Source organism: Bradyrhizobium sp. FW305-F6, assembly GCF_058782905.1.
Window position 1 is genome coordinate 114,175 of the sequence record NZ_JBYSYD010000007.1, and the last position, 22,264, is coordinate 136,438.

Genomic DNA, 22,264 nt, shown 5'->3' on the forward strand with positions numbered 1-22,264 from the left:
GCCCTTTTCGTTCGATCGCAGAAACCGAGGACTCAGTTCGCCGCTTTGGGCTTGTCGGTCGTCGCCTTGTTGTCGTTGCCCGGCGTCGGCGCCGCGGAGGCGCTGTTCTTGATGCCATGGAGCAGGTCGCCGGCGAGCTTGAGCGCCTTGTCGTCCTTGGCGTCCGGCGGGACGTAGGACTGCGAGCCGGTCTTCTCGTCGCCGTCGTTCTTGAGGTGGCCACGCAGCGAGGCCTCGCCCTTGGTGTCGGTGCGCGACTTCAATTCGTCCGGCACGTCCTGGAGCACCTCGATGTCGGGCACGATGCCCTTGGCCTGGATCGACTTGCCCGACGGCGTGTAATAGCGCGCCGTGGTCAGCCGCAGCGCGCCGTTGCCGCTGCCGAGCGGGATGATGGTCTGGACCGAGCCCTTGCCGAACGATCGCGTGCCGACGATGGTCGCGCGCTTGTGGTCCTGCAGCGCGCCGGCGACGATTTCCGACGCCGAGGCCGAGCCGCCGTTGACCAGCACGATGACCGGCTTGCCCTTGGTGAGGTCGCCCGCATGCGCGGTGCGGCGCTGGGTTTCCTCGGCATTACGGCCGCGGGTTGAGACGATCTCGCCCTTCTCCAGGAAGGAGTCGGAGACGGTGACCGCTTCCTCGAGCAGGCCGCCCGGGTTGTTGCGCAGGTCGATGATGAAGCCCTTGAGCTTGTCGCTGCCGATCTGGTTGGTGAGGTTGCCGACCTCGCGCTTCAGGCCTTCGGTGGTCTGTTCGTTGAAGGTGGTGATGCGGATATAGCCGATGTCGTCCTGCTCGACACGCGCGCGCACCGAGCGGACGCGGATGTTGTCGCGCACGAGCGTCACGTCGAGCGGATTGTCCTGGCCCTTGCGGATGATCTTGAGCTTGATCTTGGTGTTGACCGGACCGCGCATCTTCTCGACCGCCTGGTTCAGGGTCAGGCCCTGCACGGCTTCGTCGTCGAGATTGGTGATGATGTCGTTGGCCATGATGCCGGCGCGCGAAGCGGGCGTGTCGTCGATCGGCGAGACCACCTTGATCAGGCCGTCCTCCATCGTGACCTCGATGCCGAGCCCGCCGAACTCGCCGCGGGTCTGCACCTGCATGTCACGGAAGCTTTTTGCGTCCATGTAGCTCGAATGCGGATCGAGGCCGGTGAGCATGCCGCTGATCGCGGATTCGATCAGCTTGGTGTCGTCGGGCTTCTCGACATAGTCGGAGCGCACGCGCTCGAACACGTCGCCGAACAGATTGAGCTGGCGATAGGTGTCCGCGGTGGCGGCTCGCGCGCTGGAGCCCATGAACACCGCGCGCGGCTGGGTCACGAACAGCGTCAGCGCTGCACCGGTGGCGGCGCTGAGGAGGATTACTGAAGTCTTGCGCATCATCCGCGAACCTTCTCGCCTTCATTTGCGGCCCACCATGGGCCTGGATCGATTGGAGTGCCGTCTTTGCGGAACTCGACATACAGCACAGGTTGACTCGCGTTCGTGGCGAGAATGGAGGCGACTTGAGAGGTCGACCCCATGGTCGCGACCGGTTCACCCGTGAGCACAAACTGTCCGATGTTGACCGAAATGCGCTCCATCCCGGCGATCAGGACATGATACCCGCCACCGGCATTGAGGATCAAGAGTTGTCCATAGCTGCGGAAGGGGCCGGCATAGACCACCCAGCCGTCACACGGCGTTGTGACCTGGGAGCCGGGCTTGGTCGCCAGCGAGATGCCCTTCTGGACCCCGCCGGCCCCGTCGGAACCACCGAAATCCCTGATCTTGTTACCGTTAACCGGGAGCGGCAGGAGCCCCTTGGCCGAGGCGAAGGCGATCGCCGGGGTGGTGCGGGACTTGTCCCTGAAGGCGCCCGGGCCCGACTTGGCGTTGACGTTGGCGCTGGCGGCCGCCTTGGCCTCGGCCTGCCTCGCGGCCTCGGCGGCCTTCTCAGCGGCCTTGGCGGCGCTTTGCAGGTCCTGCTCCATCTTGGCGATCAGCCCCTGGAGATCGCCGACCTGCTTTGACAGCGCGATGGCGCGCGATCTCTCGGCGTCGAGGTCCTTTTCGCGGGACGCCTGCTGGCGCTGCCGCTCGTCGACCAGGGCGGTGAGCCGGGTCTGGTCGCTCCTGACCTTGTCGCGGTCGGAGGCGAGCTGGTCTCGCTCGGTTGCGATGGTCTTGCGCAGCGCCACGAGCTCGCCGAGCTCGCCTGCGATCTTCTCAGCGCGGCCGCGCAATTCCGGCACCACGGCGCCGAGCAGCATCGCGGTGCGGAGCGATTGCAGCGCGTCTTCGGGCCGCACCAGCAGCGCCGGCGGCGTGCGCCGTCCGGCGCGCTGCAAAGCCGCCAGCACCTCGACGATGTCGGCACGGCGCGAATCGAGCGAGGCGCGCACCTGCTGCTCGCGGCCGTTCAGCGCGCGGAGCCGCGCTTCGGCCTCCTCGATCTTGGTCTCCACATTGCGGACATTGGCCGCTGTCTCGATCAGCTGCTGGTTGAGCTGGGTGCGGTCCTGGCCGAGTGCGGTGATCTCGGCCTTGAGCTTGGCCTGCGCTTCTTCCGCGCTTTTCTGCCTCGCGCGCGCGGCTTCGAGCTCCTGCTCGCGTTGCTTGATCGCCTCGGGCGAGACCGCTGCCGCCTGCGGCGATGCCGTCTGAGCTTGCGCGAGGCTTTCTTCGGCGAAGAGGCTTGCGCCTGCAAAGCTTGCGATCAGCAACAGGTTGAGGAGCGGCGCTCGCATCGTGTCGGCAAAATTGCTCGTTGCGCGCATCACGCGCGGTGATAGGGGTGGCCGGCCAGAATGGTGGCGGCCCGGTAAAGCTGTTCCAGAAGCATGACGCGGACCATTTGGTGCGGCCAGGTCGCAGAGCCGAACGCGATCGCGAGCTTGGCCTTACGGCGCAATTCGGGCGAAAGTCCGTCCGCCCCTCCGATCACGAAGATAGTATGTCCGGCACCCTCGTCGCGCCAGCGCGCCAGATGCCGTGCGAATACGGTGGATTCCAGGTTCTGGCCGCGCTCGTCCAGCGCCACCAGGATCGCCTTGTCGGAAATATGCGCCGCGATCGCCGCGGCCTCTTCGGCCATTCGCGTTGCGGTGTCGCGCGCGCGGCTTTCGGCAACTTCGTGGACACTGAGCCCGCGGAATCCAAGTTTGCCGGCGGCTTCGGCAAACCGCTCGAAATAGCGGTCGGCAAGCTCCCGTTCGGGGCCCTGCTTTAACCGGCCCACCGCAATGACGGCAACACGCATGATATCTTCAGGTCTGATATCTTCAGGGTTGCCCTTTCAAGACCGCGCGCGACGAGAGGGCGCGCGACGCTAGCATGCGCGTCAGCCGATTCGAAATCGGCTTTCCTGGCCTAGATCGCCTTCGCCGCGACCGCCTTCGCAGCCCCTGGGCCCTGCGTGTACAATCGCTCGAGATTGTAGAACTCGCGGACCTCGGGTCTGAACACGTGCACGATCACGTCGCCGGAATCGATCAGCACCCAGTCGCAATTGGGCAAGCCCTCGACATGGATGTTCTTGATGCCGTTTTCCTTGAGGCTTTTCGTGACGTTTTCCGCGATCGCGCCGACGTGCCGGTTCACCCGGCCGGTGGTGACGATCATGTAGTCGGAGTACGCCGATTTGCCGCGAAGGTCGATGGTGACCGTCTCTTCCGCCTTCATATCCTCGAGGCGGGAGAGGATCAGGCTCAGCGTCTTGTCGGCGTCGGGTTGCGCCTCCAAGGCCGCAGCTTTGGTCGATGTTTTACGCGCCGGCTTGGCAACCTTGGGTAAAACAGGCTTCGGCGAAGCTGACTTCGTCGAAGTTGACTTGGACAATACAGATGCGGTCAGGGACCATTCCTTTCACTGTATCGCGCACGCCGAATCCGGCGCTCGCTGGTTACACTACATCATGTGGGGTTAAGGGTTTCAATATGCCAGAGAGCCCGAAATCCCCACCATGTCCGCACAGGTCGTCTCACTTCGTACCTTTCCAGCTCCCGTCCGGGTTCCGTAAACCCGTCGAGGAGAGGTTCAGCTTCAATCCGGTCAGGAACACCCAGGCGGGTGCCGGCCGCTCCGCGAGCAGGGCAGCCTTGTTCTCGGGCAGACGGTAGCGCGATAGCGCCTGGGCGGCTGGGGAGGCGAGGGCGCGAAAGCTCTGCGGCGGCCGATCGATCACGGCCATCGGAACCTGGGCGGCGATGCGCCGCCAGTCCTGCCACCGGTGGAATTGAGCGAGATTGTCGGCGCCCATGATCCAGACAAAGCGCAAGCCGTGGAAGCGGCGGCGCAGGATGTTGATCGTGTCGATAGTGTAGCGGGTGCGAATGACGGATTCGAGACAGCTCACCTCGATGCGCGGATCGTCGGCGACCTCGCGCGCGGCCTGCATGCGCGCGCCGAGGTCTTGCAGCGTCCCGTTTTCCTTGAGCGGATTGCCGGGGGTTACCAGCCACCAGACGCGATCGAGCTGCAATCGCTCGATCGCGAAGCGGCTGATGGCACGATGCGCCTGATGCGGCGGATTGAACGAGCCGCCGAGCAAGCCGATGCGCATGCCCGGCGTCGAGGGCGGAACCGCTTGCGCCACGAAACGCGGCACGACGAAATTGTTGCTCAATGCCCCGCGCCTCGCGACGTCTACGGCCGAGTCTGCCCGGTGCCGCGGACGCGATATTTGAAGCTCGTCAACTGTTCGGCGCCGACCGGGCCGCGGGCATGAAACCGGCCGGTGGCAATCCCGATCTCGGCGCCGAAACCGAATTCGCCGCCGTCGGCGAACTGCGTCGAGGCGTTGTGCAGGACGATCGCCGAATCGACCTCGCTCAGGAACTTGTTCGCCGCACGTTCGTCCGCGCTGACGATCGCGTCGGTGTGATGCGAGCCGTGGTTCTGGATGTGCGCGATCGCGCCGTCGACGCCGTCCACCACCTTCGCCGCGATGATCGCGTCGAGATATTCGGTGTCCCAATCTTCCTCGCTGGCGGGTTTTACGCGCGCGTCCGTCTTCTGGACCGCCTCGTCGCCGCGCACCTCGCAGCCGGCGTCGAGCAGCATCTCGACCAGCGGCTTCAGGTTCTTGCCGGCGGCAGCACGATCGACCAGCAGCGTCTCGGCGGCACCGCAGACGCCGGTGCGGCGCATCTTGGCGTTGAGCACGATCGATTTCGCCATGGCGAGATCGGCGCTGGCATCGACATAGACGTGGTTGACGCCTTCGAGATGCGCGAACACGGGCACGCGCGCTTCCTGCTCGACGCGCGCGACCAGGCTTTTTCCCCCGCGCGGCACGATCACGTCGATGGCGCCGTTCAGGCCGGACAGCATCATGCCGACCGCGGCGCGGTCGCGCGTCGGGACCAGCGTGATCGCAGCCTCGGGCAGGCCCGCTTCGCGCAGGCCCTGCACCAGGCACTCGTGAATGGCGCGACAGGAGCGAAAACTGTCCGAGCCGCCGCGCAGGATCACGGCATTGCCCGACTTCAGGCACAGCACGCCGGCGTCGGCGGCGACGTTCGGCCGGCTCTCGAAGATCACGCCGACCACGCCGAGTGGCACGCGCACGCGCTCGATGGTCATGCCGTTCGGCCGCTGCCAGCTCTCGGTGACGATGCCGATCGGATCGGCGATGCCGCGCACGGTGGCGATGCCCTCGGCCATGCCTTCGATCCGCGCCGGCGTCAGCGTCAGGCGGTCGATGAAGGAGGAGGTTGCGTTGCCGGAGGCGCGGGCTTCCGCGACGTCCTCGGCATTGGCGGCGAGAATCGCGGCCGCATGGGAGCGAATCGCCCGCTCCATGGCCTCCAGCGCCCGGTTCTTCTGCTCCGGCGGCGCCAGCGCCAGCACGCGCGCGGCAGCGCGGGCACGGGCTCCGAGATCGGACATCAGCGCCTGAAGATCGGCATTGCCGTCGACGGCTTTGAGGGGGGCGGCCATGGGGGTTCAACCTTCTGCTAAGGCGGTGTCCTAGCACGGAAATCCCGCTTTTGCGAAGGGGCGGGGAGGAATGGCAGGGGCCCGCCTGCGCCGGCTGCTGGTCAGTCTCTCGTCATTCCGGGGCGATGCGGAGCATCGAACCCGGAATCTCGAGACTCCCGGTGCGCAATTGCACACCTGGGGACTGGTCCTCCGAACCACCCCGGAATGACGGAAGGCCTCACCCGCCCACCACCAGATCGTCGCGGTGGATCATCTCCGAGCGCCCGCTGATGCCGAGGATGGCCATCACGTCAGGCGAGGAGCGGCCCTTGATCCGCTCGGCGACATCGGCGTCGTAGGCGATCAGGCCACGGCCGACCTCGCTGCTGTCGGGGCCGCGTACGATCACGGCATCGCCGCGGGCGAACTGGCCCTCGACCTTGACCACGCCGGCCGGCAGCAGGCTGGCGCCGGCGCGCAGCGCCGTCACCGCCCCGGCGTCGATGGTCAGCGTGCCCTTCGGCTCCAGCGTGCCAGCGATCCAGCGTTTGCGCGAGGTGATGGGGTTGGCGGGCGTCAGGAACCAGGTGCAGCGGCCACCGTCGGCGACCGCCTGCAGGGGATGCTCGATCTTGCCGGAGGCGATCAGCATGTGGGTGCCGCCCGTCGTCGCGATCTTGGCCGCCTCGACCTTGGTGCGCATGCCGCCGCGCGACAGCTCGGACTCGGCATCGCCGGCCACCGCCTCGATCTCCGAGGAGATGCTGTCGACCACCGGAATCAGTTTTGCGTTCGGATTGTTCTTCGGCGGAGCGTCGTAGAGGCCGTCGATGTCGGACAGCAGCACCAGCAAATCCGCACTCGCCATGGTCGCGACGCGCGCGGCGAGGCGGTCGTTGTCGCCGTAGCGGATCTCGTTGGTTGCCACCGTGTCGTTCTCGTTGATCACCGGGATGGCGCGCCACTCCAGCAGCTTGCCGATGGTGGAGCGCGCATTGAGATAGCGGCGGCGCTCCTCGGTGTCCTGCAGCGTCACCAGGATCTGGCCGGCCCCGATGCCGTGCGCGCCCAGCACCTCCGACCAGATCCGCGCCAGCGCGATCTGGCCGACGGCGGCGGCGGCCTGGCTCTCTTCCAGCTTGAGCGGGCCGCGCGGCAGCTTGAGCCGGCTGCGGCCGAGCGCGATCGAGCCGGAGGAGACGACGAGGACGTCGCGTCCTTCCTTGTGCAGCTTGGCCATGTCGTCGGCCAGCGCAGCCAGCCAGGATGCACGCACCTCGCCTTTGTCGGAATCCACCAGCAGTGCGGAGCCGACCTTGACGACGATGCGGCGGAATTGGCTGAGTTCGGGGCTGGCCATGTCTCTACGTGGGGGCGCTGGATGCGAAGACGGCGAAGCGACAGGCGGCGCCGACGAGCCCTGCTTTTGCAGCAGGACGATGACCTGCGCAAGGCAGCCGGGATGGTAAACGGCGCATGTCGGCCTTGTGTCGGCCGTCTGTCCGGCTCTAATGGCGGCAACGATAAACGGGCCGAAAGAGGAAACGAATGGATCGCCGCAAATTCATGGCCGGATGTTTCGGCCTGCCCCTGCTGGCGCAGGCGGGCGGGGGGCAAGCCCAGGCCGGACTCACAAAGATCATCTTTCCCTTCGCAGCCGGCGCCGGCGGCGACACGCTGTGCCGGCTGCTCGCGCAGGAGATGGCGCCGCTGTTGCAACGCACTGTCGTGGTCGAGAACCGCACCGGCGGCGACGGCCTGATCGGCATCAAGGCGGTGAAGGGCGCAAGCCCCGACGGCAGTATGGTGCTGGTGACGACGGGGCCGACCATGTACCTGCTGCCGATGGTGGAGACGACGCCGAGCTTCGACACCGCCAGGGATTTCGTACCGGTGTCTCTGTTGGCGCGGTTCGAGTTCGCCGTCGTGATCGGTCCCGAGATCGACGCCGCGGATTTCAAGAGCTTCGTCGCCTGGCTGAAGGCGAATCCCGGCAAGACGTCGTTCGGGGTGCCAAGCAACGGCACCATCCCTCATTTCACGGGCTCCAGGCTCGAAAAGGATCTCGGCATCCCCCTGACCCGCGTGCCCTATCGCGGCAGCGCGCCCATCCTCAACGACCTCGTCGGCGGCCACATTTCTTTCGGGATCACCACGCTGGCCGACGCGCTGCCGCAGCATCGCGCCAAGGGCGTCAAGATCATCGCGGTGGCGAGCGCCGAGCGCTCGCCGTTTGCGCCCGAGGTACCCACGCTGAAGGAGAGCGGCATCGACCTCGTCGCGGACGCCTGGTACGGCATGTGGCTTCCCGCCGGCAGCCCGCCGGACTTCGCCAGCAAGCTCGCCGCCGCCGCGAGCGCGGCGCTCGCCAAGCCCGAAGTGAAGGAGAAGTTGACGGCGATCGGGATGATCCCTGTCGGGTCGACGTCGGAAGGATTGACGAAGGAGCTCGCCGCGAATATCGCGCTGTGGCAGCCCATCGTGAAGGCGACGGGATACAAGATCGAGAATTAGAGCCCCGCTCGCGCCAAATGCTCCGTCGTCATGGCCGGGCTTGTCCCGGCCATCCACGTGCGCCAGCAATCGCGGGAAGACGTGGATGCCCGGGTTAAGCCCGGGCATGATGAGTTGAGAGAGACGCGCGCTCTCCATCACCTCATCCTGAGGAGCGCGCTTTTGCGCGCGTCTCGAACGATGAAAGGCCCGGCTGACGCAGCTGGGCCTGCATGATTCGAGACGGCGCTGCGCGTCTCCTCACCATGAGGAGCAACTGTTACATCTTCGCGCGTTGTGCGATGCCGTCCTTGATCGCCGCGAGCTCTTTCTCGTCCCAGATGCCGATCAGGATGCCGCCCTTCACCTGGAGCTGGTTGTCCGCATAGGCGGCGATCTTCTCGCGCGGCGTCGTGATGTGGCCGTTCGGGTGCAGCGCCCAATCGAACAGCTCGGCCTGCAATCGTGCGATGATGCCGGCGCAATCAGGGTCGTCGCCGCGATCCAGATATTCCTCCGGGTCGGTTTCGAGGTCGTACAGCATCGGACGGAAGCCGGAGGCGTGGATGTATTTCCAGCGACCGTCGAACACCATAAACAGGCGACAGCGCTCGATCGGCTGGTTCAGCTTGAGCCGCACGTCCTGCATGGCGTAGTCGTATTCGGAGAACGCCACCTTGCGCCAATCGCTCGGCGTCTCGCCGCGCAGCAATGGCAACAGCGAACGTCCTTCGAGGACATGGTCAGGCACCTTGCCGCCGAAATAGTCGACGAAGGTCGGCGCGAGATCGATCGCCTCGACCAGCGCATCGCTGCGGGTGCCGCGCGTGGCGTCGGCCTCCTGCGAAGGGTCGATGACGATCAGCGGGATCTTCGCTGACTGTTCGTGGAACAGATCCTTTTCGCCCATCCAGTGATCGCCGAGATAATCGCCGTGATCGCTGGTGAACACGATCATCGTGGTGTCCAGGAGATCGCGTTCCTCCAGGAATTTCATCAGCACGCCCATCTGGTCGTCGATCTGGGTGATCAGGCCCATATAGGTCGGGATCACCTTTTCGCGGGCATCGTCGCGCGCCATGTTGCGGGAGTAGCGCATGTCCATGTAGGCGCCGAACACCGGATGCGGATTCTGCCGCTCGCGTTCCGAGCGGATCACCGGCATCATGTCGTCGGTCGAATACATGCTGGCGTAAGGCTCAGGCGCGATATAGGGCCAGTGCGGCTTGATGTAGGACAGATGCAGGCACCACGGGCGGCCGTCGGTTTCGGCCTCGCTGATGAAATCCATCGCGCGCCGCGTCATGTAGGGCGTCTCGGAATGCTCGTCCGGCACGCGCGCGGCCTTGTCGGCATGCACCAGCAGCCAGCCGTTCTGCAGCGAGCCATCGTCGGCCGCGCCTGAATTGGCCCAATGCTCCCAGGGATTGGGCGCGTCAAAGCCCTGCTTTCGCAGATATTCGTCGTATTTCGGCCGCGGCCGCCCGGTCGGATGCAGGCCGTCGTCGCGTTCGTAAGGCTCGAAGCCGCATTCGGCCACGTGGACGCCGATGACCGATTCCGGGGGAATGCCGAGCGCTTTCATGCCTTCGATATCAGGGGCCATGTGGGTCTTGCCGACCAGCACGTTGCGCACGCCGATCTTCTTGAGGTGATCGCCGAGCGTGGGCTCGCCGACGCGCAGCGGCCAGCCGTTCCAGTGCGAGCCGTGCGAGCGCATGTAGCGGCCGGTATAGAATGACATCCGCGACGGTCCGCAGATCGGCGATTGCACATAGGCCTTGGCGAACAGCACGCCGCGCTTGGCCATGGCGTCGATGTTCGGCGTCTTCAGCGTGGGATGGCCGGTGCAGCCGAGATAGTCGTAGCGAAGCTGGTCGCACATGATCCAGAGAACGTTCTTCGCGCGCGCCATGCTTCTCGCTCCAACACTTCTTCTGCCGGATATTGCGCTATCGATGCCGCAAAGAAAACCTCTCCCGTAGGGAGAGGTCGGCATAGGCCGCCTTTGGCGGCCGTACTTAGCAGAACGCCGAAGCAAAGCTTCGGCTACGGCGCCGGGTGAGGGGTTACGCTCTCTCGTGGGACCTAAGGCCCTCACCCGATTTGCTGCGCAAATCGACCTCTCCCTCCGGGAGAGGTGATCGAGATCGTGGCCGCGTTCTCACGCCGACCACGGCTCCGCTTCAGCCGCGCTCTTGGCCTTGGCGGATACCGGGCTCTCGCCGATCACCTCCGCGAGCGCACGCAGCGCTTCCTTGACGCCCTGGCCGGTGATGCCGGAGAGCAGCAGCGGCGTCTTCTTCGCGGCGCGCTTCAGACGGTCCTTCTGCTTCTTGAGCTCGTCCGGCTCGACCGCGTCGATCTTGTTCAGCGCGACGATCTCGATCTTGTCGGTGAGCTGGCCGCCATAGGCGTCGAGCTCCTTGCGCACGGTCTTGTAGGCCTTGCCGGCGTGCTCGCAGGTCGCGTCGACCAGATGCAAGAGCACGCGGCAGCGCTCGACATGGCCGAGGAAGCGGTCGCCGAGGCCGGTGCCTTCATGTGCGCCCTCGATCAGGCCGGGAATGTCGGCCAGTACGAACTCGCGGCCGTCGGCGTTCACCACGCCGAGCTGCGGATGCAGCGTGGTGAAGGGATAGTCGGCGATCTTCGGCTTCGCGGCGCTGACCTTGGACAGGAACGTCGACTTGCCGGCATTGGGCATGCCGACGAGGCCGGCGTCCGCGATCAGCTTCAACCGCAGCCAGATCCAGCGCTCCTCGCCGGGCTGGCCGGGATTGGCGTTGCGCGGCGCGCGGTTGGTCGACGACTTGAAATGCGCGTTGCCGAAGCCGCCATTGCCGCCTTCGGCCAGCACGAACTTTTCGCCGACCTGGGTGAAGTCGTGGATCAAGGTCTCGCGATCCTCGTCGAAGATCTGCGTGCCGACCGGCACCTTCAGCACGATGTTCTTGCCGTTGGCGCCGTGGCGGTCCGAGCCCGAGCCGTTCTCGCCCTTCTGCGCCTTGAAATGCTGCTGGTAGCGGTAATCGATCAGCGTGTTGAGGCCATCGGCCACCTCGATGATGACGTTGCCGCCGCGGCCGCCATTGCCCCCGGAGGGGCCGCCGAATTCGATGAACTTCTCGCGGCGGAACGCCACGCAGCCGTTCCCGCCGTCACCGGAGCGGATATAGACCTTTGCTTCGTCGAGGAATTTCATGGCTCATAGGTAGGCCAGCCGGCCCCCTGCGGCAACCCGATTGGTCCGCAAATCGGCCGATATTCCGCGAATTGGACCCCTTGCTTAACCGGCCGGTCGCCGCCGGATCAAAAACTTCTGCATGCCCTCCAGCACCAGCTCCTTGCGCTGGTTGAAGACGGTGCTGCGAAGCGTCACCGCACCGGTGGTGCGTCCCGGCGCCAGCTCCGTGACCTCTAGCGCCGGATAGAGGGTGTCGTCGGCGAACACCGGCTTGAGGAACCGGCTGGACTGCTCGAGGAAGCCGACCAGAGAATCCTCAACCATGAACGGAAACAGGCCGGCGCCGGGCGCGGTGTGGATCAGGGTCTGGAAGCCGTGCGCCAGCAGATGCGGCATGCCGCGGGCGCGGCAGTATTCCACGTCGTAATGCACGGGATGGGTGTCGCCGCTCGCGGTCTGGAACGCCGCGAACACAGCCGAGGTCTGGGTCCGGCTCGGGAGCACGAAACGTTCGCCGACGACGAAATCCTCGAACCAGCGTTGCGCGGGGATCATGCGATGCTGGGCGGGGTCGAAATCGGTCATGCACTGCACCATTCGGAACGGATTGGAAAACGATCCGTATCGCGCTGCGCGCAGTGCGACAATCCGTTCAATTCGGCCTGCGCGGGCTTGCCGCGACGGCTCCCGCCATTAAAACGACGGCTGGCGACTCTATTCGCCAATATCCCGCTCTCTCTCCGCTCGTCATTGCGAGCGAAGCGAAGCAATCCAGTCTGTCTCCGCGGAAGCAGACCGGATTGCTTCGTCGCAAGAGCTCCTCGCAATGACGGCTTCCCCGCGAACGACCGCAATGTCCCTGTTCAAGAACCTCTCCGCCTATGACGACCGCTCGGCGCGCCTGGCGGGGATCGCCTTGATGGTGTTGTCGATCTTCATGTTCTCGTTCGGCGACGCCATGGGCAAGTTCCTGGTCGGCACCTATTCGGTGGGACAGCTCCTGTTCCTGCGCGCCTGCGCGGCGCTGCTTCTGCTGTCGCCGCTGATATGGACGCAGCGTCACCAGTTCCTGCATATGGAGCGGCCGGGCCTGCAACTGGTTCGCGTCGTGCTGTCGACGCTGGAAGTCGCGGCCTTCTTCCTCGCCACCGTCTATCTGCCGCTCGCCGACGTCATCACCTATTATCTCGCCGGCCCCATTTTCGTCACCGCGATGTCCGCGATCTTCCTGGGCGAAAAGGTCGGCTGGCGGCGCTGGACCGCGATCCTGGTCGGCTTCTGCGGCGTCTTGATCGCGCTGCGCCCCTCCGCGCAGACCGTCAGCCTGCCGGCGCTGATCGCACTCGGCGGCAGCCTGTCGTTTGCGACCCTGATGCTGATCACGCGCAGCCTGCGCAAGACGCCCGACATTGTGATGGCATCATCGCAATTCATCGGCACGTTCTCGCTCGGCGCGGTGCTGTCGGCGTTCAACTGGGTGCCGCCGACGCCGGGCAGCCTCGTGATCTTCGCGGCCGCCGGCCTGATCTCGGTGACGGCGCTGTTCTGCGTCAACCGTTCGCTCAAGCTCGCGCCGGCCAGCGTCGTCGTGCCCTATCAATATTCGATGATCGTGTGGGCCGTGATCTTCGGCTTTGTCGTGTTCGGCGACGTGCCGTCGATCGCGACGCTCGTCGGCGCCGCCATCATCATCGGCGCCGGGTTCTACATTTTCTTGCGCGAGCGGGATCTCGGACGGGAGGCGCCCGAGGTGAATCCACCGGCGTAGCCACAACGAGGCTGTCATCCCGGGGCGCGCGCAGCGCGAGCCCGGGATCCATACCCACAGGGAGTGGTTTTGCGAGGACTCGGAGTGGGGACGTCGCCCCGCACTCCTGCTTGTGGTTATGGGTCCCCGCCTTCGCGGGGACGACGATTGCGTTTGGAGCGGCGCCCTCCGCCCTACCTCACCCGCCGCGCACTGCTCCAGCTCTTCAGCGACGACCACACACCGCGCGAGAGGCGGAAGCAATCGACGGGTGTCGAGGAGCCCAGCGCCAGGAAGCGGTGCAGCTGCACGCCGCTCCACTGGAAGCCGCACTTCTCCAGCACCTTGCGCGATGCGGGATTGGTGACGCGCGCGCCGGCATAGAGGTGCTCGTCCGCGAACTCCTCGAAGAAGAAATCGATCGCGCCGCGCGCAGCCTCGGTGGCAAAGCCGCGGCCCCAATGCTCGACGCCGAGCCAATAGCCGAGCTCGGCATGGCCTGCCGTCGAACAGTCGATCCCGACCATGCCGACCGGCCCGCTGTCGTGCTCGATCAAAAATACCGTCTCGCCGCCGAGCTCGGCGGTGGCGCGGATGAAGTCGGCGGCGTCGTCCTGCGAATAGGGATGCGGCAGGCGGCGCGTGTTCTCGGCGACACGGCGGTCGTTGGCGAGCCGGGCGATGGCCCTGACGTCGGCCAGTGTCGGCCGCCGCAAGGTCAACCGCTCGGTGGCGACGACGCTGGGTCTCGCCTCGGCCAAGGTCACGCTCGAGAAATCCTGCAACATGTCCGGCTCCGTAAAAGTCACTAAGTCAAAGTGGTCTAAGTCAAAGTGAGCAACGAAAAGGGGAGGCCGGTTTCCCGCCTCCCCTTTGGAGCCTTCGATCTCTTGCGATCTCCAGGACTCCGCCGGTTCAGTGGGACCGGCGGACTCCGTTTTTGTCCACCGTCTATTCAGCCGCCTCGGCGATCGGGAGCACCGATACGAAGGTGCGGCCGTTGGCTTTGGCCTGGAACGCAACACGACCTTCGATCTTGGCGAACAAAGTGTGGTCCGTGCCCATGCCGACATTAAGGCCGGGGTGCCAGGTCGTGCCGCGCTGACGCGCAATGATGTTGCCGGGCGTGACGATCTCGCCGCCGAACGCCTTGATGCCGAGGCGCTTGCCCTTCGAATCGCGTCCGTTGCGCGATGAACCGCCTGCTTTTTTGTGAGCCATGGCTCGTCTCCGAAATCCTGCGTATGTCTAGGTCAATTCCTTGACGGAATCATTTCAAAACGTCTCACGCATCAATTCGTGAATTGGGCGTGATCAATTCTGGTTATTCGGCGGCTTCCGCTGCCGGCTCCTTCGCCACCTTCTCCTTCTTCGGACGCGGGCCCTTGGAGGGCTTGGCGCCGTCGGTCAGGATCTCGCTGACGCGCAGCACGGTGATCTCGTCGCGGTAGCCGCGCTTGCGGCGCGAATTCTTGCGGCGGCGCTTCTTGAACGCGATGACCTTGGGGCCGCGCTTGTGGTCGAGCACCTCGACCGCGACGGACGCGCCCGCCACCGTCGGAATGCCCAGCACCGGCGTGTCGCCGCCGACAACCAGGACTTCATTCAGCTGCACGATCGAGCCGACTTCGCCTTCGATCTTGCCTACTTCCAGGACATCATCCGGCACGACGCGGTATTGCTTGCCGCCGGTTTTGATGACTGCGAACATCGTTTTTTTCCTTCGTGTTCAATCCCGGCCTCGCGACGAGCATGTCGGGGCCGGCTTTTTGTCAGTCGCTACGGGTTTATGAGCTTTGTGCGGGCGGGAGTTATCCCTTTGAAAACCCACAAAAAAGCAAGCGGCGCGAGAAACGCCCCGCGCCGGCTGTCGGACTTATAGCGACCAACAGCCGCAAGTCAAGGAAAAGCGGGCGAAAACGGCCCGGATTTGAAGCAGTTGGCGGTGCTTTCCGCTTCCAGCCGAATCTCGGGTGGCGCTGCAACCAACGGGTTCCCTCGCCGTTGTCCTCGCAATTCGACACGCGGGCAAGGGGCTTCCCATGGCAACAGACGAACTGGTCAAGACGACGACGGGCATTGCCCATCACGGGGCGGAGCGGCTGCCGTCGGTGGACGTGGACAGTTTCAATATCGAGATCAAGGACGAGGACGGTTTTCTCGGCGACCGCGCCAGCAGGCGCGCGTTCCGAGAGATTCTCGAGCACTGGCGCAAGCCATTGCGCAAGACCGGTGAGGATCCGTTCGGCAAGGAGCAGACGGAGAACATCAGCAAGAAGACGCTGGACGACATCATGGTGGGCGACGACGTCGAAGCCTCCGCCGTCGTGCACAGCGCGATCGAGGAGTTCGCCCAGGAGCTCGCCTATGTCACCCGCCGCTTCCTCAAGACCAAGGCCTGGGCCAAGACCGAACGCATTGTGGTCGGCGGCGGCTTTCGCGATTCCCGGCTCGGCGAGCTCGCGATCGCCCGGACCGAGATCATCCTGAAATCCGAGGACTTCGAGATCGACATGGTGCCGATCCGCCACCACCCCGACGAGGCCGGCCTGGTCGGCGCGCTGCATCTGGCGCCGTCCTGGATCTTCGAGGCGCATGACAGCATCCTCGCCGTCGACATCGGCGGCACCAATATCCGCTGCGGCCTCGTGGAAACCGGCTGGAAGAAGGCCAAGGATCTGTCCAAGGCCAAGGTCGTGACATCCGATTTGTGGCGCCACGCCGATGACGAGCCGACTCGTGAAGGTGCGGTGAAGCGGCTCACCAAGATGCTGAAGGGGCTGATCACGGAAGCCGACAAGGAAGGCTACAAGCTCGCGCCCTTCATCGGCATCGCCTGTCCCGGCGTGATCAACGCCGACGGCTCGATCGAGAAGGGTGCGCAGAACCTGCCCGGCAATTGGGAGAGCAGCAAGTTCAACCTGCCGGCGAGCCTGATCGAGGGCATCCCGTCCATCGGCGAGCACGACACCGCGATCCTGATGCACAATGACGGCGTGGTTCAGGGCCTGTCGGAAGTGCCGTTCATGCAGGACGTCGATCGCTGGGGCGTGCTCACCATCGGCACCGGCCTCGGCAATGCCCGCTTCACCAACCGCCGCAAGGAGAACGGCAAGGAGAAGGACCGGGATTCCCAGGAGAACGGCAAGAAAAAGGGCAAGGACAGCAAGAAGGACGACTGAACCGTCCAAGCTCGCTCGGCCGCCGGTGTCCACCTCTCCCGAAGGGAGAGGTGGAATGGCATCGAGAGATGCCATTCGGGTGAGGGGTTTCGGTCGCCGCGGGATCCAGGGATGCTCCGTCCGGTCTTGTCGGCGCGGGCGTCCGACCTGGCCTGCGGAGTAACCTTGACCGGTTAGGTTAAGGACCGGATTGCGTTGCACCAAGCGGTCTGCACGCTACGGTCGAATCGTCGCCTCCACTGGCCGGCGAAGCCGCCCTTCACGGCCAGTATTTCAATGAGCGGCACCGGGACCGCCAGTGTTTACCGCGTCTGGCGGTCCCACCCCGTTTTCGCCCCCATGTGATTAGGCCGCGTTCCAAGAAAAACCGGTCCGATTTTCGTCCCGCGCGCCTTGTCTGGCCCGCCATCCTCGCCTATTAACGCCCCCAACCACAGGGGCCGCTGCTCCTACATGGCGCCTTCAGGAGAGGTGGCAGAGTGGTTGAATGCACCGCACTCGAAATGCGGCATAGGTGCAAGCCTATCGGGGGTTCGAATCCCTCCCTCTCCGCCAGCAGTCTCTAATTCTTCTCGCCCGGCCGATAGCGCACGTGGTCGATCAGCGCGCGCAGCTTCGGCGGGAGATTGCGCCGGTCCGGGAAGTAGAGGAAGAAGCCTGGGAAGGACGGGCAGTAGTCCTCCAGCACGGGCACCAGCTCCCCTCGCTCGATATAGGGCCGGAACGTCTCCTCCATGCCGAATGTCAGGCCGCCGCCCGCGCTAGCCGTGCGCACCATGACCCACATGTCGTTGGTCGTGATCCTCGGCTCCACCGCGACGTCGAACTCGCGCCCTCCTTCCGCAAATTCCCAGCGATAGGGCGCGACGTGCGGCGCCGGCCGCCAGCCGATGCAGCAATGCTGCGAGAGCTCGCGCGGGTGAGAGGGGGCGCCGAAGCGCTCCAGATAGCTAGGCGCGGCCACCACCAGCTGACGCTGATCGCCTGACACAGGCACGGCGATCATGTCCTGCTCGATCACCTCGCCGAGCCGGACGCCGGCGTCAAAGCCCTCGGCCACGATGTCGAATTCCTCGTCGGTCACGGTCACGTCGACCTGCACGCCGGGATTGGCCTGCGCGAAATCGGCCAGCAGCGGGCCGCGGATGAAGCGCTCGGCGATTGACGACACGGCAAGTCGCAGCTGCCCGGTCGGCTGCGCGTCGCGATCGCGCGCGCCGTCGATCGCCTGTTCGACTTCGGCAACCGCCGGCGCCACGCGTTCGTGCAGGCGCATTCCCGCCTCGGTGAGGCTGACGCTGCGTGTCGTTCGCTGCACCAGAGCCACGCCGAGGCGGTCTTCCATGCGCCGGATGGCCTGGCTGACGGCGGATCGCGTCACGCCCAGCCGCTCGGCGGCGCCGCGAAAACTCCTGGCTTCCGCGACCGCGATGAAAACGGCGACGAGATTCAGATCGGTGGTCATTGGTTAGCGCAGCTTACCACCTCGGTCATCATTGGCCAACTTGTCTCACCTATGGCCGGAAATTAGGTTTCCGCCATACGAAGGAGGCACCGATGACATCACTCGATCACTACCGCCTGCTCGGCCGCTCCGGCCTGCGCGTCTCTCCGCTCGCGCTGGGCACGATGACCTTCGGAACCGAGTGGGGATGGGGCGCGGACGCCGGCGAGGCCCGGCGGATCTTCGACCTCTATGTCGACCGCGGCGGCAATTTCATCGACACGGCGGTGAACTACACCAACGGCGCGTCCGAGCGCATGGTCGGCGAGTTCGCCCGCGACAAGCGCGACCGTCTCGTGCTCGCCACCAAATTCACCATGGCGCGCGACCCCGGCAATCCCAATTCCGGCGGCAACCACCGGCGCAACATGGTTCGTTCGGTGGAGCAGAGCCTGCGCCAGCTCGCCACCGACCGCATCGATCTGCTCTACCTCCACGCCTGGGATGCGACCACGCCGCCGGAGGAAGTGCTGCGCGCCCTCGATGACCTCGTGCGCGGCGGCAAGGTCCAGTATGTCGGCATCTGCAACACGCCGGCCTGGCGCATTGCCCAGCTGCAGACGATCGCGGATTTGCGCGGCTGGTCGCCCTTCGTCGCGCTGCAGATCGAATACAACCTGGTCGAGCGCACCGTCGAGCATGAGCTCATTCCGCTGGCGGCGAGCCTTGGCCTCGGCGTGCTGCCCTGGTCGCCGCTCGGCGGCGGCGTGCTTACCGGCAAGTACACGAGGGCCGATCTCCGGGATTCCCGGGAGAGCGCCGTCGGCACCACCCGCGCCTCGATCATCGCGTCATCAGGCCTTCTCAACGAGCGATCGCTGGAGGCGGCCGAGGCGGTGCGAGCCATCGCCTGGGAGCTCGGCGCGACATCCTCGCAGGTCGCGATCGCATGGACGCTGGCCAATCCCGCGGTCACCGCACCGGTGATCGGAGCCCGCACGCTGGAGCAGGCGCAAGACAATTTTGGCGCGGCCGGGATCACGCTGTCGCCCGACCAGATGGCGCGCCTCGACCAGGCGACCGCGCCCGATCCCATCTTTCCAGGCCGCTTCCTGCGCCGCCCGATGGTCGAGCAGCTCATCTTCGGCGGCGCCAATGTCGCGCGGCGCGGCTAGAGCATGATCCGGAAAAGTGTGAAGCGGTTTTCCGAAAAGATCATGCTCAAACGACTCGGCCGAGCACGCGTGCATCACTTCGGGGCAGACGACATGTTGCACCAGAAAGGGAGACACCAATGGCAACCATGCTCAATCGCGCACTCGCGGCCTGCGTCACCGCGGTCGTTTTCACCGCATCCAGCCTGACGACGGCCGCGCCTTGCGGACAGGTCAGCTCGACACAGGACGACAACAAGCGGATCGTCACCGATGCGTTCGATCGCTGGGCGCAAGGCGGCACCTCCTTCTTCACCGACCTGCTGCATGACGACGTGGTCTGGCGCATCAAGGGCTCCGGCCCGAGCGCCGGCGAATTCCGCGGCCGCGACGTGTTCGTGGATCGCGCGGTCCGCCCGTTCGCGAGCCGGTTGTCGACGCCGGTCCGCCCGACCAGTGTGCGGATCTTCGCCGACGGCGACCACGTCATCGCGCATTGGGAAGGCAGCGGCGTGGCGCGCGACGGCAAGCCCTACGCGAACAGCTACGCTTGGATCATGCGCATGCAGGACGGCAAGGCCGCGGAGGTGACGGCCTATCTCGACCTCGCCCCCTATGACGACGTCCTGCGGCGCATTCCTGCGCCGGCGCGATAGCCCGCGATACGAGGCGCAGGCGGATCGTAGAAGAGAGTGGTATCGCTTGTGGCCATCCTTCGAGACGCCCGCCTTTGGCGGGCCCTCAGGATGAGGACGGAGTGTGCGGCGCTGATTTCAGCGGGCTCCGATGCCGCTCAGCCTCATCCTGAGGAGGTGCGTCAGCGCCGTCTCGAAGGACGAGGCGCGCACTCAGCTCGCGCAAGGAGCCATGTGAGGAGCAGCGGCATCGGCAAGCGAGAGTGATATCGCTTGTGGCCATCCTTCGAGACGCCCGCCTTTGGCGGGCCCTCAGGATGAGGACCGAATGCGTGGCGTTGGTTTCAGCGAACTCCGATGCCGCTCAGCCTCATCCTGAGGAGGCGCGTCAGCGCCGTCTCGAAGGACGAGGCGCGCGCTCAGCTGCCGCAAGGAGCCATATGCGACCACCCCGCCGCGCGGGAGCTTGAACCCATCGCCTGCACGATCCGACCTAGCAAGGCGCCGCCATCCGGCGGGCGCCAGGTGATCCCAGGACCATGTTCGACAAAACCTACCGGCAACGCCTCGAAGCCGATCTGGCGCGATGGGAGGCCGACGGCGTGATTGCGCCGGCGGCGGCCGCCAGCATCCGCCATGCGCTGCCGCCGCTGCCGGCCGGCATCAACATCGCCATCGTCGTCGGCATCGTCGGCGGCCTGTTGATCGCGGCTGCGTTCCTCGCCTTCGTGGCGGCGCACTGGACCGAGATCGCGCGCCTCGCGCGCTTCGCGATCCTGCTCGCCGGCCTGGTCGTCACCGGCGGCCTCGGCGCCTGGTTTGCCACGAAGGGCCGCACCATTCTCGCCGATCTCTGCGCCAGCTTAGGTGCCATCATCTTCGGCGCCGGCATCGCGCTGGTCGGCCAGATGTATCATCTCGGCGAGGATTTTGCCGGCGGCATGCTGCTGTGGTCGATCGGCGCGCTCGCCGCGGCGCTACTGACCAGCTCGCGCGGTGCGCTCGCGGTCGGCCTCGTCGCCGCCTCGATCTGGACCTGCATGCGGACCTATGATGCGCCCGAGATCCTGCATCTCCCCTTCGTGGCGGTCTGGCTCGCCGCCGCTGCGCTCGCCTTCGCCTGGAATTCCCGCGTCGCCGCCCATCTCGTCGCGCTGGCGCTGCTGCCGTGGTGGATCGCGACCTCGCTTCGCTTCGAGCTCGACGGCGCCCAGCCGTCCTTCCTGCTCGCGGGCGGCGCGGCGCTGCTGTTCGGCGCAGGGCTCGCGATCGCGGCAGTGCCGTCACCGCGGGCGCTCCGCCTCGGCAGCGTGCTGTCCGCCTATGGCGCGCTGTCGCTGGCGGCCGTCGCCTTCCTCGAGGTGACGACGGTCGACGACATCATCCGCTTGCGCACCGCGAAGGCATCAGCCCAGCCCCCCTGGGCGATCCTGTGCGGCGCCGCCGGCGTGATCCTTGCGCTGGTGTCCGCCACGGTCACCCGGCGCGCCGGTGAAGTCCTGGCGGCGGGTGCGATCGGCCTCGTGCTGCTCGCCGCGCCGCTGTGGCCGGCGCCTGCTTCCGGCGAGCCCTGGCTCGCCTATGCCGCGCTGCTCTCAGCCATGCTGTGCCTCGTCGTCTCAGGCATGCTCGACGACGTGCGCCCGCGCATCGTCGCCGGCTGGCTCGGCATCGCCGGCGTGGTCGCCGGCATCACCTGGGCCGTGAAAGGCTCGCTGCTGCACCGCTCGGTCTTCCTGGCCGTGGCGGGCGTCGCCACCGTCGCCTTCGCCACCGCGCTGGGCCGCCTGCTGCCGAGGGCCGCGCGATGAAAGGGCTGATCGCTTCGCTCACCGCGTTCGGGCGGCGCATCCCGAAACCCGTGCTGTTCGGCCTCGCCGTCCTGCTGCAATCGGCGTTGCTCGTGCTGATGGTGGCCGACCGCATGCAGATCCTGCGCGACGGCGCCGAGGTCACCTTGCAGACGCAGCCGGTCGATCCCCGCGATCTCCTGCGCGGCGACTATGTCGTGCTCAATTACGACATCTCTCTGGTCGCTTCCGGCGCGCTCAAAGGCAAGGTCGCCGACGCGCGCCACCCCGATGTCTTCGTCAAGCTCGCGCCAAAGGCCGACGGCGTCTATCAGGCGGTCTCGGTGCATGCCGAGCCTGTCACGGTCACCGCGCCCGAAGTGCTGATCCGCGGCCGCGTCGCCAATTACGCCGGCTCCTGCGGCGACGACCGCCGCAGGTTCTGCGACAAGCTGCCGATCAAATACGGCCTCGAAAGCTATTTCGTCCCCGAAGGCGAGGGCAAAAAGCTCGAGGACGCCCGCAACCAGCAGAAGCTCCGCATCGTCGCCGCCGTGCTGCCCTCGGGCCGCGCCGCGATCAAGCGGCTGCTGCTGGATGGGGAGAAGGTGTATGAGGAGCCGCTGTATTAGGGCGGGGTGGCGCTGGGATAGATCGGTTGCCGCGGCGCTCGTGCACCTATTCCGCTTGCGAGAGGGCGGCAGCCTCTCAATGGCC

General features: G+C 65.9%; 21 protein-coding genes and 1 tRNA gene. 8 read left to right on the plus strand and 14 right to left on the minus strand.

Annotated elements, in window-relative coordinates; genetic code table 11:
* Nucleotides 1-32: 32 nt before the first annotated feature.
* From AC3WLX_RS32270 to proB, 7 genes are all read right to left on the minus strand, one after another.
* Nucleotides 33-1,394 carry a S41 family peptidase gene (locus AC3WLX_RS32270; protein WP_492338981.1) on the minus strand — a complete coding sequence of 454 codons (1,362 nt, stop codon included), beginning with the start codon at nucleotides 1,392-1,394 and terminating at the stop codon, nucleotides 33-35.
* Nucleotides 1,391-2,740, minus strand: coding sequence for a murein hydrolase activator EnvC family protein (locus AC3WLX_RS32275; RefSeq protein WP_492338982.1), 1,350 nt, complete (start codon nucleotides 2,738-2,740; stop codon nucleotides 1,391-1,393). The genes AC3WLX_RS32270 and AC3WLX_RS32275 overlap by 4 nt, the downstream gene beginning before the upstream one ends.
* A 29-nt stretch (nucleotides 2,741-2,769) precedes the next feature.
* Complete coding sequence (gene rlmH, locus AC3WLX_RS32280; protein WP_291628506.1) at nucleotides 2,770-3,252, minus strand: 23S rRNA (pseudouridine(1915)-N(3))-methyltransferase RlmH; 483 nt, start codon at nucleotides 3,250-3,252, stop codon at nucleotides 2,770-2,772.
* A gap of 110 nt (nucleotides 3,253-3,362) precedes the next feature.
* Nucleotides 3,363-3,734: a ribosome silencing factor gene (rsfS, locus tag AC3WLX_RS32285; protein WP_291628508.1), complete on the minus strand. Its 372-nt coding sequence runs from the start codon at nucleotides 3,732-3,734 to the stop codon at nucleotides 3,363-3,365.
* Between the two features lie 238 nt (nucleotides 3,735-3,972).
* A complete protein-coding gene (locus AC3WLX_RS32290) occupies nucleotides 3,973-4,617 on the minus strand; it encodes a nicotinate-nucleotide adenylyltransferase (protein ID WP_291628511.1) in 645 nt (214 codons plus the stop codon).
* Between the two features lie 20 nt (nucleotides 4,618-4,637).
* Nucleotides 4,638-5,933 (minus strand): glutamate-5-semialdehyde dehydrogenase, encoded by a 1,296-nt coding sequence (locus AC3WLX_RS32295; protein ID WP_492338983.1) that lies wholly within the window; start codon nucleotides 5,931-5,933, stop codon nucleotides 4,638-4,640.
* Nucleotides 5,934-6,153: 220 nt separating this feature from the next.
* The gene (gene proB / locus AC3WLX_RS32300) at nucleotides 6,154-7,275 is read right to left on the minus strand and encodes a glutamate 5-kinase (RefSeq protein ID WP_492338984.1); all 1,122 of its coding nucleotides are present in this window, start codon (nucleotides 7,273-7,275) and stop codon (nucleotides 6,154-6,156) included.
* A gap of 188 nt (nucleotides 7,276-7,463) precedes the next feature.
* On the opposite strand from proB, the gene AC3WLX_RS32305 reads away from it, so the two are divergent.
* Nucleotides 7,464-8,429, plus strand: coding sequence for a Bug family tripartite tricarboxylate transporter substrate binding protein (locus AC3WLX_RS32305; protein WP_492338985.1), 966 nt, complete (start codon nucleotides 7,464-7,466; stop codon nucleotides 8,427-8,429).
* Between the two features lie 259 nt (nucleotides 8,430-8,688).
* Here the strand turns inward: AC3WLX_RS32305 and AC3WLX_RS32310 are convergent, their stop codons facing one another.
* The 3 genes from AC3WLX_RS32310 to AC3WLX_RS32320 form a co-directional block, all read right to left on the minus strand.
* Complete coding sequence (locus tag AC3WLX_RS32310; RefSeq protein WP_492338986.1) at nucleotides 8,689-10,323, minus strand: alkaline phosphatase family protein; 1,635 nt, start codon at nucleotides 10,321-10,323, stop codon at nucleotides 8,689-8,691.
* A gap of 249 nt (nucleotides 10,324-10,572) precedes the next feature.
* Nucleotides 10,573-11,613: a GTPase ObgE gene (gene obgE / locus AC3WLX_RS32315; protein ID WP_492338987.1), complete on the minus strand. Its 1,041-nt coding sequence runs from the start codon at nucleotides 11,611-11,613 to the stop codon at nucleotides 10,573-10,575.
* 84 nt (nucleotides 11,614-11,697) lie between these two features.
* Nucleotides 11,698-12,180, minus strand: a complete 483-nt coding sequence (locus tag AC3WLX_RS32320) for a MaoC family dehydratase (protein WP_492338988.1) — start codon at nucleotides 12,178-12,180, stop codon at nucleotides 11,698-11,700.
* 268 nt (nucleotides 12,181-12,448) lie between these two features.
* Here AC3WLX_RS32320 and AC3WLX_RS32325 point away from each other — a divergent pair, with 268 nt between their 5' ends.
* Nucleotides 12,449-13,363, plus strand: a complete 915-nt coding sequence (locus AC3WLX_RS32325; RefSeq protein WP_492338989.1) for a DMT family transporter — start codon at nucleotides 12,449-12,451, stop codon at nucleotides 13,361-13,363.
* A gap of 173 nt (nucleotides 13,364-13,536) precedes the next feature.
* On the opposite strand, the gene AC3WLX_RS32330 is transcribed toward AC3WLX_RS32325, so the two are convergent.
* The 3 genes from AC3WLX_RS32330 to rplU all read right to left on the minus strand — a co-directional run bounded on the left by AC3WLX_RS32330 (nucleotide 13,537) and on the right by rplU (nucleotide 15,053).
* Complete coding sequence (locus AC3WLX_RS32330) at nucleotides 13,537-14,130, minus strand: GNAT family N-acetyltransferase (RefSeq protein ID WP_492338990.1); 594 nt, start codon at nucleotides 14,128-14,130, stop codon at nucleotides 13,537-13,539.
* A 163-nt stretch (nucleotides 14,131-14,293) separates the two neighbouring features.
* Entirely contained in the window at nucleotides 14,294-14,563 is a 270-nt protein-coding gene (gene rpmA, locus AC3WLX_RS32335; protein WP_008538809.1) for a 50S ribosomal protein L27, read from the minus strand.
* A gap of 103 nt (nucleotides 14,564-14,666) precedes the next feature.
* Nucleotides 14,667-15,053 (minus strand): 50S ribosomal protein L21, encoded by a 387-nt coding sequence (rplU, locus tag AC3WLX_RS32340; protein WP_291626893.1) that lies wholly within the window; start codon nucleotides 15,051-15,053, stop codon nucleotides 14,667-14,669.
* 331 nt (nucleotides 15,054-15,384) lie between these two features.
* Here rplU and AC3WLX_RS32345 point away from each other — a divergent pair, with 331 nt between their 5' ends.
* Both AC3WLX_RS32345 and AC3WLX_RS32350 read left to right on the plus strand, forming a co-directional pair.
* Nucleotides 15,385-16,524, plus strand: a complete 1,140-nt coding sequence (locus tag AC3WLX_RS32345; protein WP_492338991.1) for an ROK family protein — start codon at nucleotides 15,385-15,387, stop codon at nucleotides 16,522-16,524.
* A gap of 465 nt (nucleotides 16,525-16,989) precedes the next feature.
* Nucleotides 16,990-17,079: transfer RNA gene (locus AC3WLX_RS32350), tRNA-Ser, on the plus strand.
* 7 nt (nucleotides 17,080-17,086) lie between these two features.
* On the opposite strand, the gene AC3WLX_RS32355 is transcribed toward AC3WLX_RS32350, so the two are convergent.
* Nucleotides 17,087-17,989 carry a LysR family transcriptional regulator gene (locus AC3WLX_RS32355; RefSeq protein WP_492338992.1) on the minus strand — a complete coding sequence of 301 codons (903 nt, stop codon included), beginning with the start codon at nucleotides 17,987-17,989 and terminating at the stop codon, nucleotides 17,087-17,089.
* 92 nt (nucleotides 17,990-18,081) lie between these two features.
* Here AC3WLX_RS32355 and AC3WLX_RS32360 point away from each other — a divergent pair, with 92 nt between their 5' ends.
* From AC3WLX_RS32360 to AC3WLX_RS32375, 4 genes are all read left to right on the plus strand, one after another.
* Nucleotides 18,082-19,143: an aldo/keto reductase gene (locus AC3WLX_RS32360; protein WP_492338993.1), complete on the plus strand. Its 1,062-nt coding sequence runs from the start codon at nucleotides 18,082-18,084 to the stop codon at nucleotides 19,141-19,143.
* 119 nt (nucleotides 19,144-19,262) lie between these two features.
* On the plus strand, nucleotides 19,263-19,778 hold the full coding sequence (locus AC3WLX_RS32365) for a nuclear transport factor 2 family protein (RefSeq protein WP_492338994.1): 516 nt from the start codon (nucleotides 19,263-19,265) through the stop codon (nucleotides 19,776-19,778).
* Nucleotides 19,779-20,296: 518 nt separating this feature from the next.
* A complete protein-coding gene (locus AC3WLX_RS32370) occupies nucleotides 20,297-21,568 on the plus strand; it encodes a DUF2157 domain-containing protein (protein WP_492338995.1) in 1,272 nt (423 codons plus the stop codon).
* A complete protein-coding gene (locus AC3WLX_RS32375) occupies nucleotides 21,565-22,179 on the plus strand; it encodes a GDYXXLXY domain-containing protein (RefSeq protein WP_492338996.1) in 615 nt (204 codons plus the stop codon). Before AC3WLX_RS32370 ends, AC3WLX_RS32375 begins: the two co-directional genes overlap by 4 nt.
* Nucleotides 22,180-22,264 lie beyond the last annotated feature (85 nt).

Coding starts and splice junctions, on each gene's coding strand:
- AC3WLX_RS32270 (WP_492338981.1), bottom strand. CDS start 1,394: ATGATGCGCAAGACTTCAGTAATCCTCCTCAGCGCCGCCACCGGTGCA.
- AC3WLX_RS32275 (WP_492338982.1), bottom strand. CDS start 2,740: ATGCGAGCGCCGCTCCTCAACCTGTTGCTGATCGCAAGCTTTGCAGGC.
- rlmH (WP_291628506.1), bottom strand. CDS start 3,252: ATGCGTGTTGCCGTCATTGCGGTGGGCCGGTTAAAGCAGGGCCCCGAA.
- AC3WLX_RS32295 (WP_492338983.1), bottom strand. CDS start 5,933: ATGGCCGCCCCCCTCAAAGCCGTCGACGGCAATGCCGATCTTCAGGCG.
- proB (WP_492338984.1), bottom strand. CDS start 7,275: ATGGCCAGCCCCGAACTCAGCCAATTCCGCCGCATCGTCGTCAAGGTC.
- AC3WLX_RS32305 (WP_492338985.1), top strand. CDS start 7,464: ATGGATCGCCGCAAATTCATGGCCGGATGTTTCGGCCTGCCCCTGCTG.
- AC3WLX_RS32310 (WP_492338986.1), bottom strand. CDS start 10,323: ATGGCGCGCGCGAAGAACGTTCTCTGGATCATGTGCGACCAGCTTCGC.
- obgE (WP_492338987.1), bottom strand. CDS start 11,613: ATGAAATTCCTCGACGAAGCAAAGGTCTATATCCGCTCCGGTGACGGC.
- AC3WLX_RS32320 (WP_492338988.1), bottom strand. CDS start 12,180: ATGACCGATTTCGACCCCGCCCAGCATCGCATGATCCCCGCGCAACGC.
- AC3WLX_RS32325 (WP_492338989.1), top strand. CDS start 12,449: ATGTCCCTGTTCAAGAACCTCTCCGCCTATGACGACCGCTCGGCGCGC.
- AC3WLX_RS32330 (WP_492338990.1), bottom strand. CDS start 14,130: ATGTTGCAGGATTTCTCGAGCGTGACCTTGGCCGAGGCGAGACCCAGC.
- rpmA (WP_008538809.1), bottom strand. CDS start 14,563: ATGGCTCACAAAAAAGCAGGCGGTTCATCGCGCAACGGACGCGATTCG.
- rplU (WP_291626893.1), bottom strand. CDS start 15,053: ATGTTCGCAGTCATCAAAACCGGCGGCAAGCAATACCGCGTCGTGCCG.
- AC3WLX_RS32345 (WP_492338991.1), top strand. CDS start 15,385: ATGGCAACAGACGAACTGGTCAAGACGACGACGGGCATTGCCCATCAC.
- AC3WLX_RS32355 (WP_492338992.1), bottom strand. CDS start 17,989: ATGACCACCGATCTGAATCTCGTCGCCGTTTTCATCGCGGTCGCGGAA.
- AC3WLX_RS32360 (WP_492338993.1), top strand. CDS start 18,082: ATGACATCACTCGATCACTACCGCCTGCTCGGCCGCTCCGGCCTGCGC.
- AC3WLX_RS32365 (WP_492338994.1), top strand. CDS start 19,263: ATGGCAACCATGCTCAATCGCGCACTCGCGGCCTGCGTCACCGCGGTC.
- AC3WLX_RS32370 (WP_492338995.1), top strand. CDS start 20,297: ATGTTCGACAAAACCTACCGGCAACGCCTCGAAGCCGATCTGGCGCGA.
- AC3WLX_RS32375 (WP_492338996.1), top strand. CDS start 21,565: ATGAAAGGGCTGATCGCTTCGCTCACCGCGTTCGGGCGGCGCATCCCG.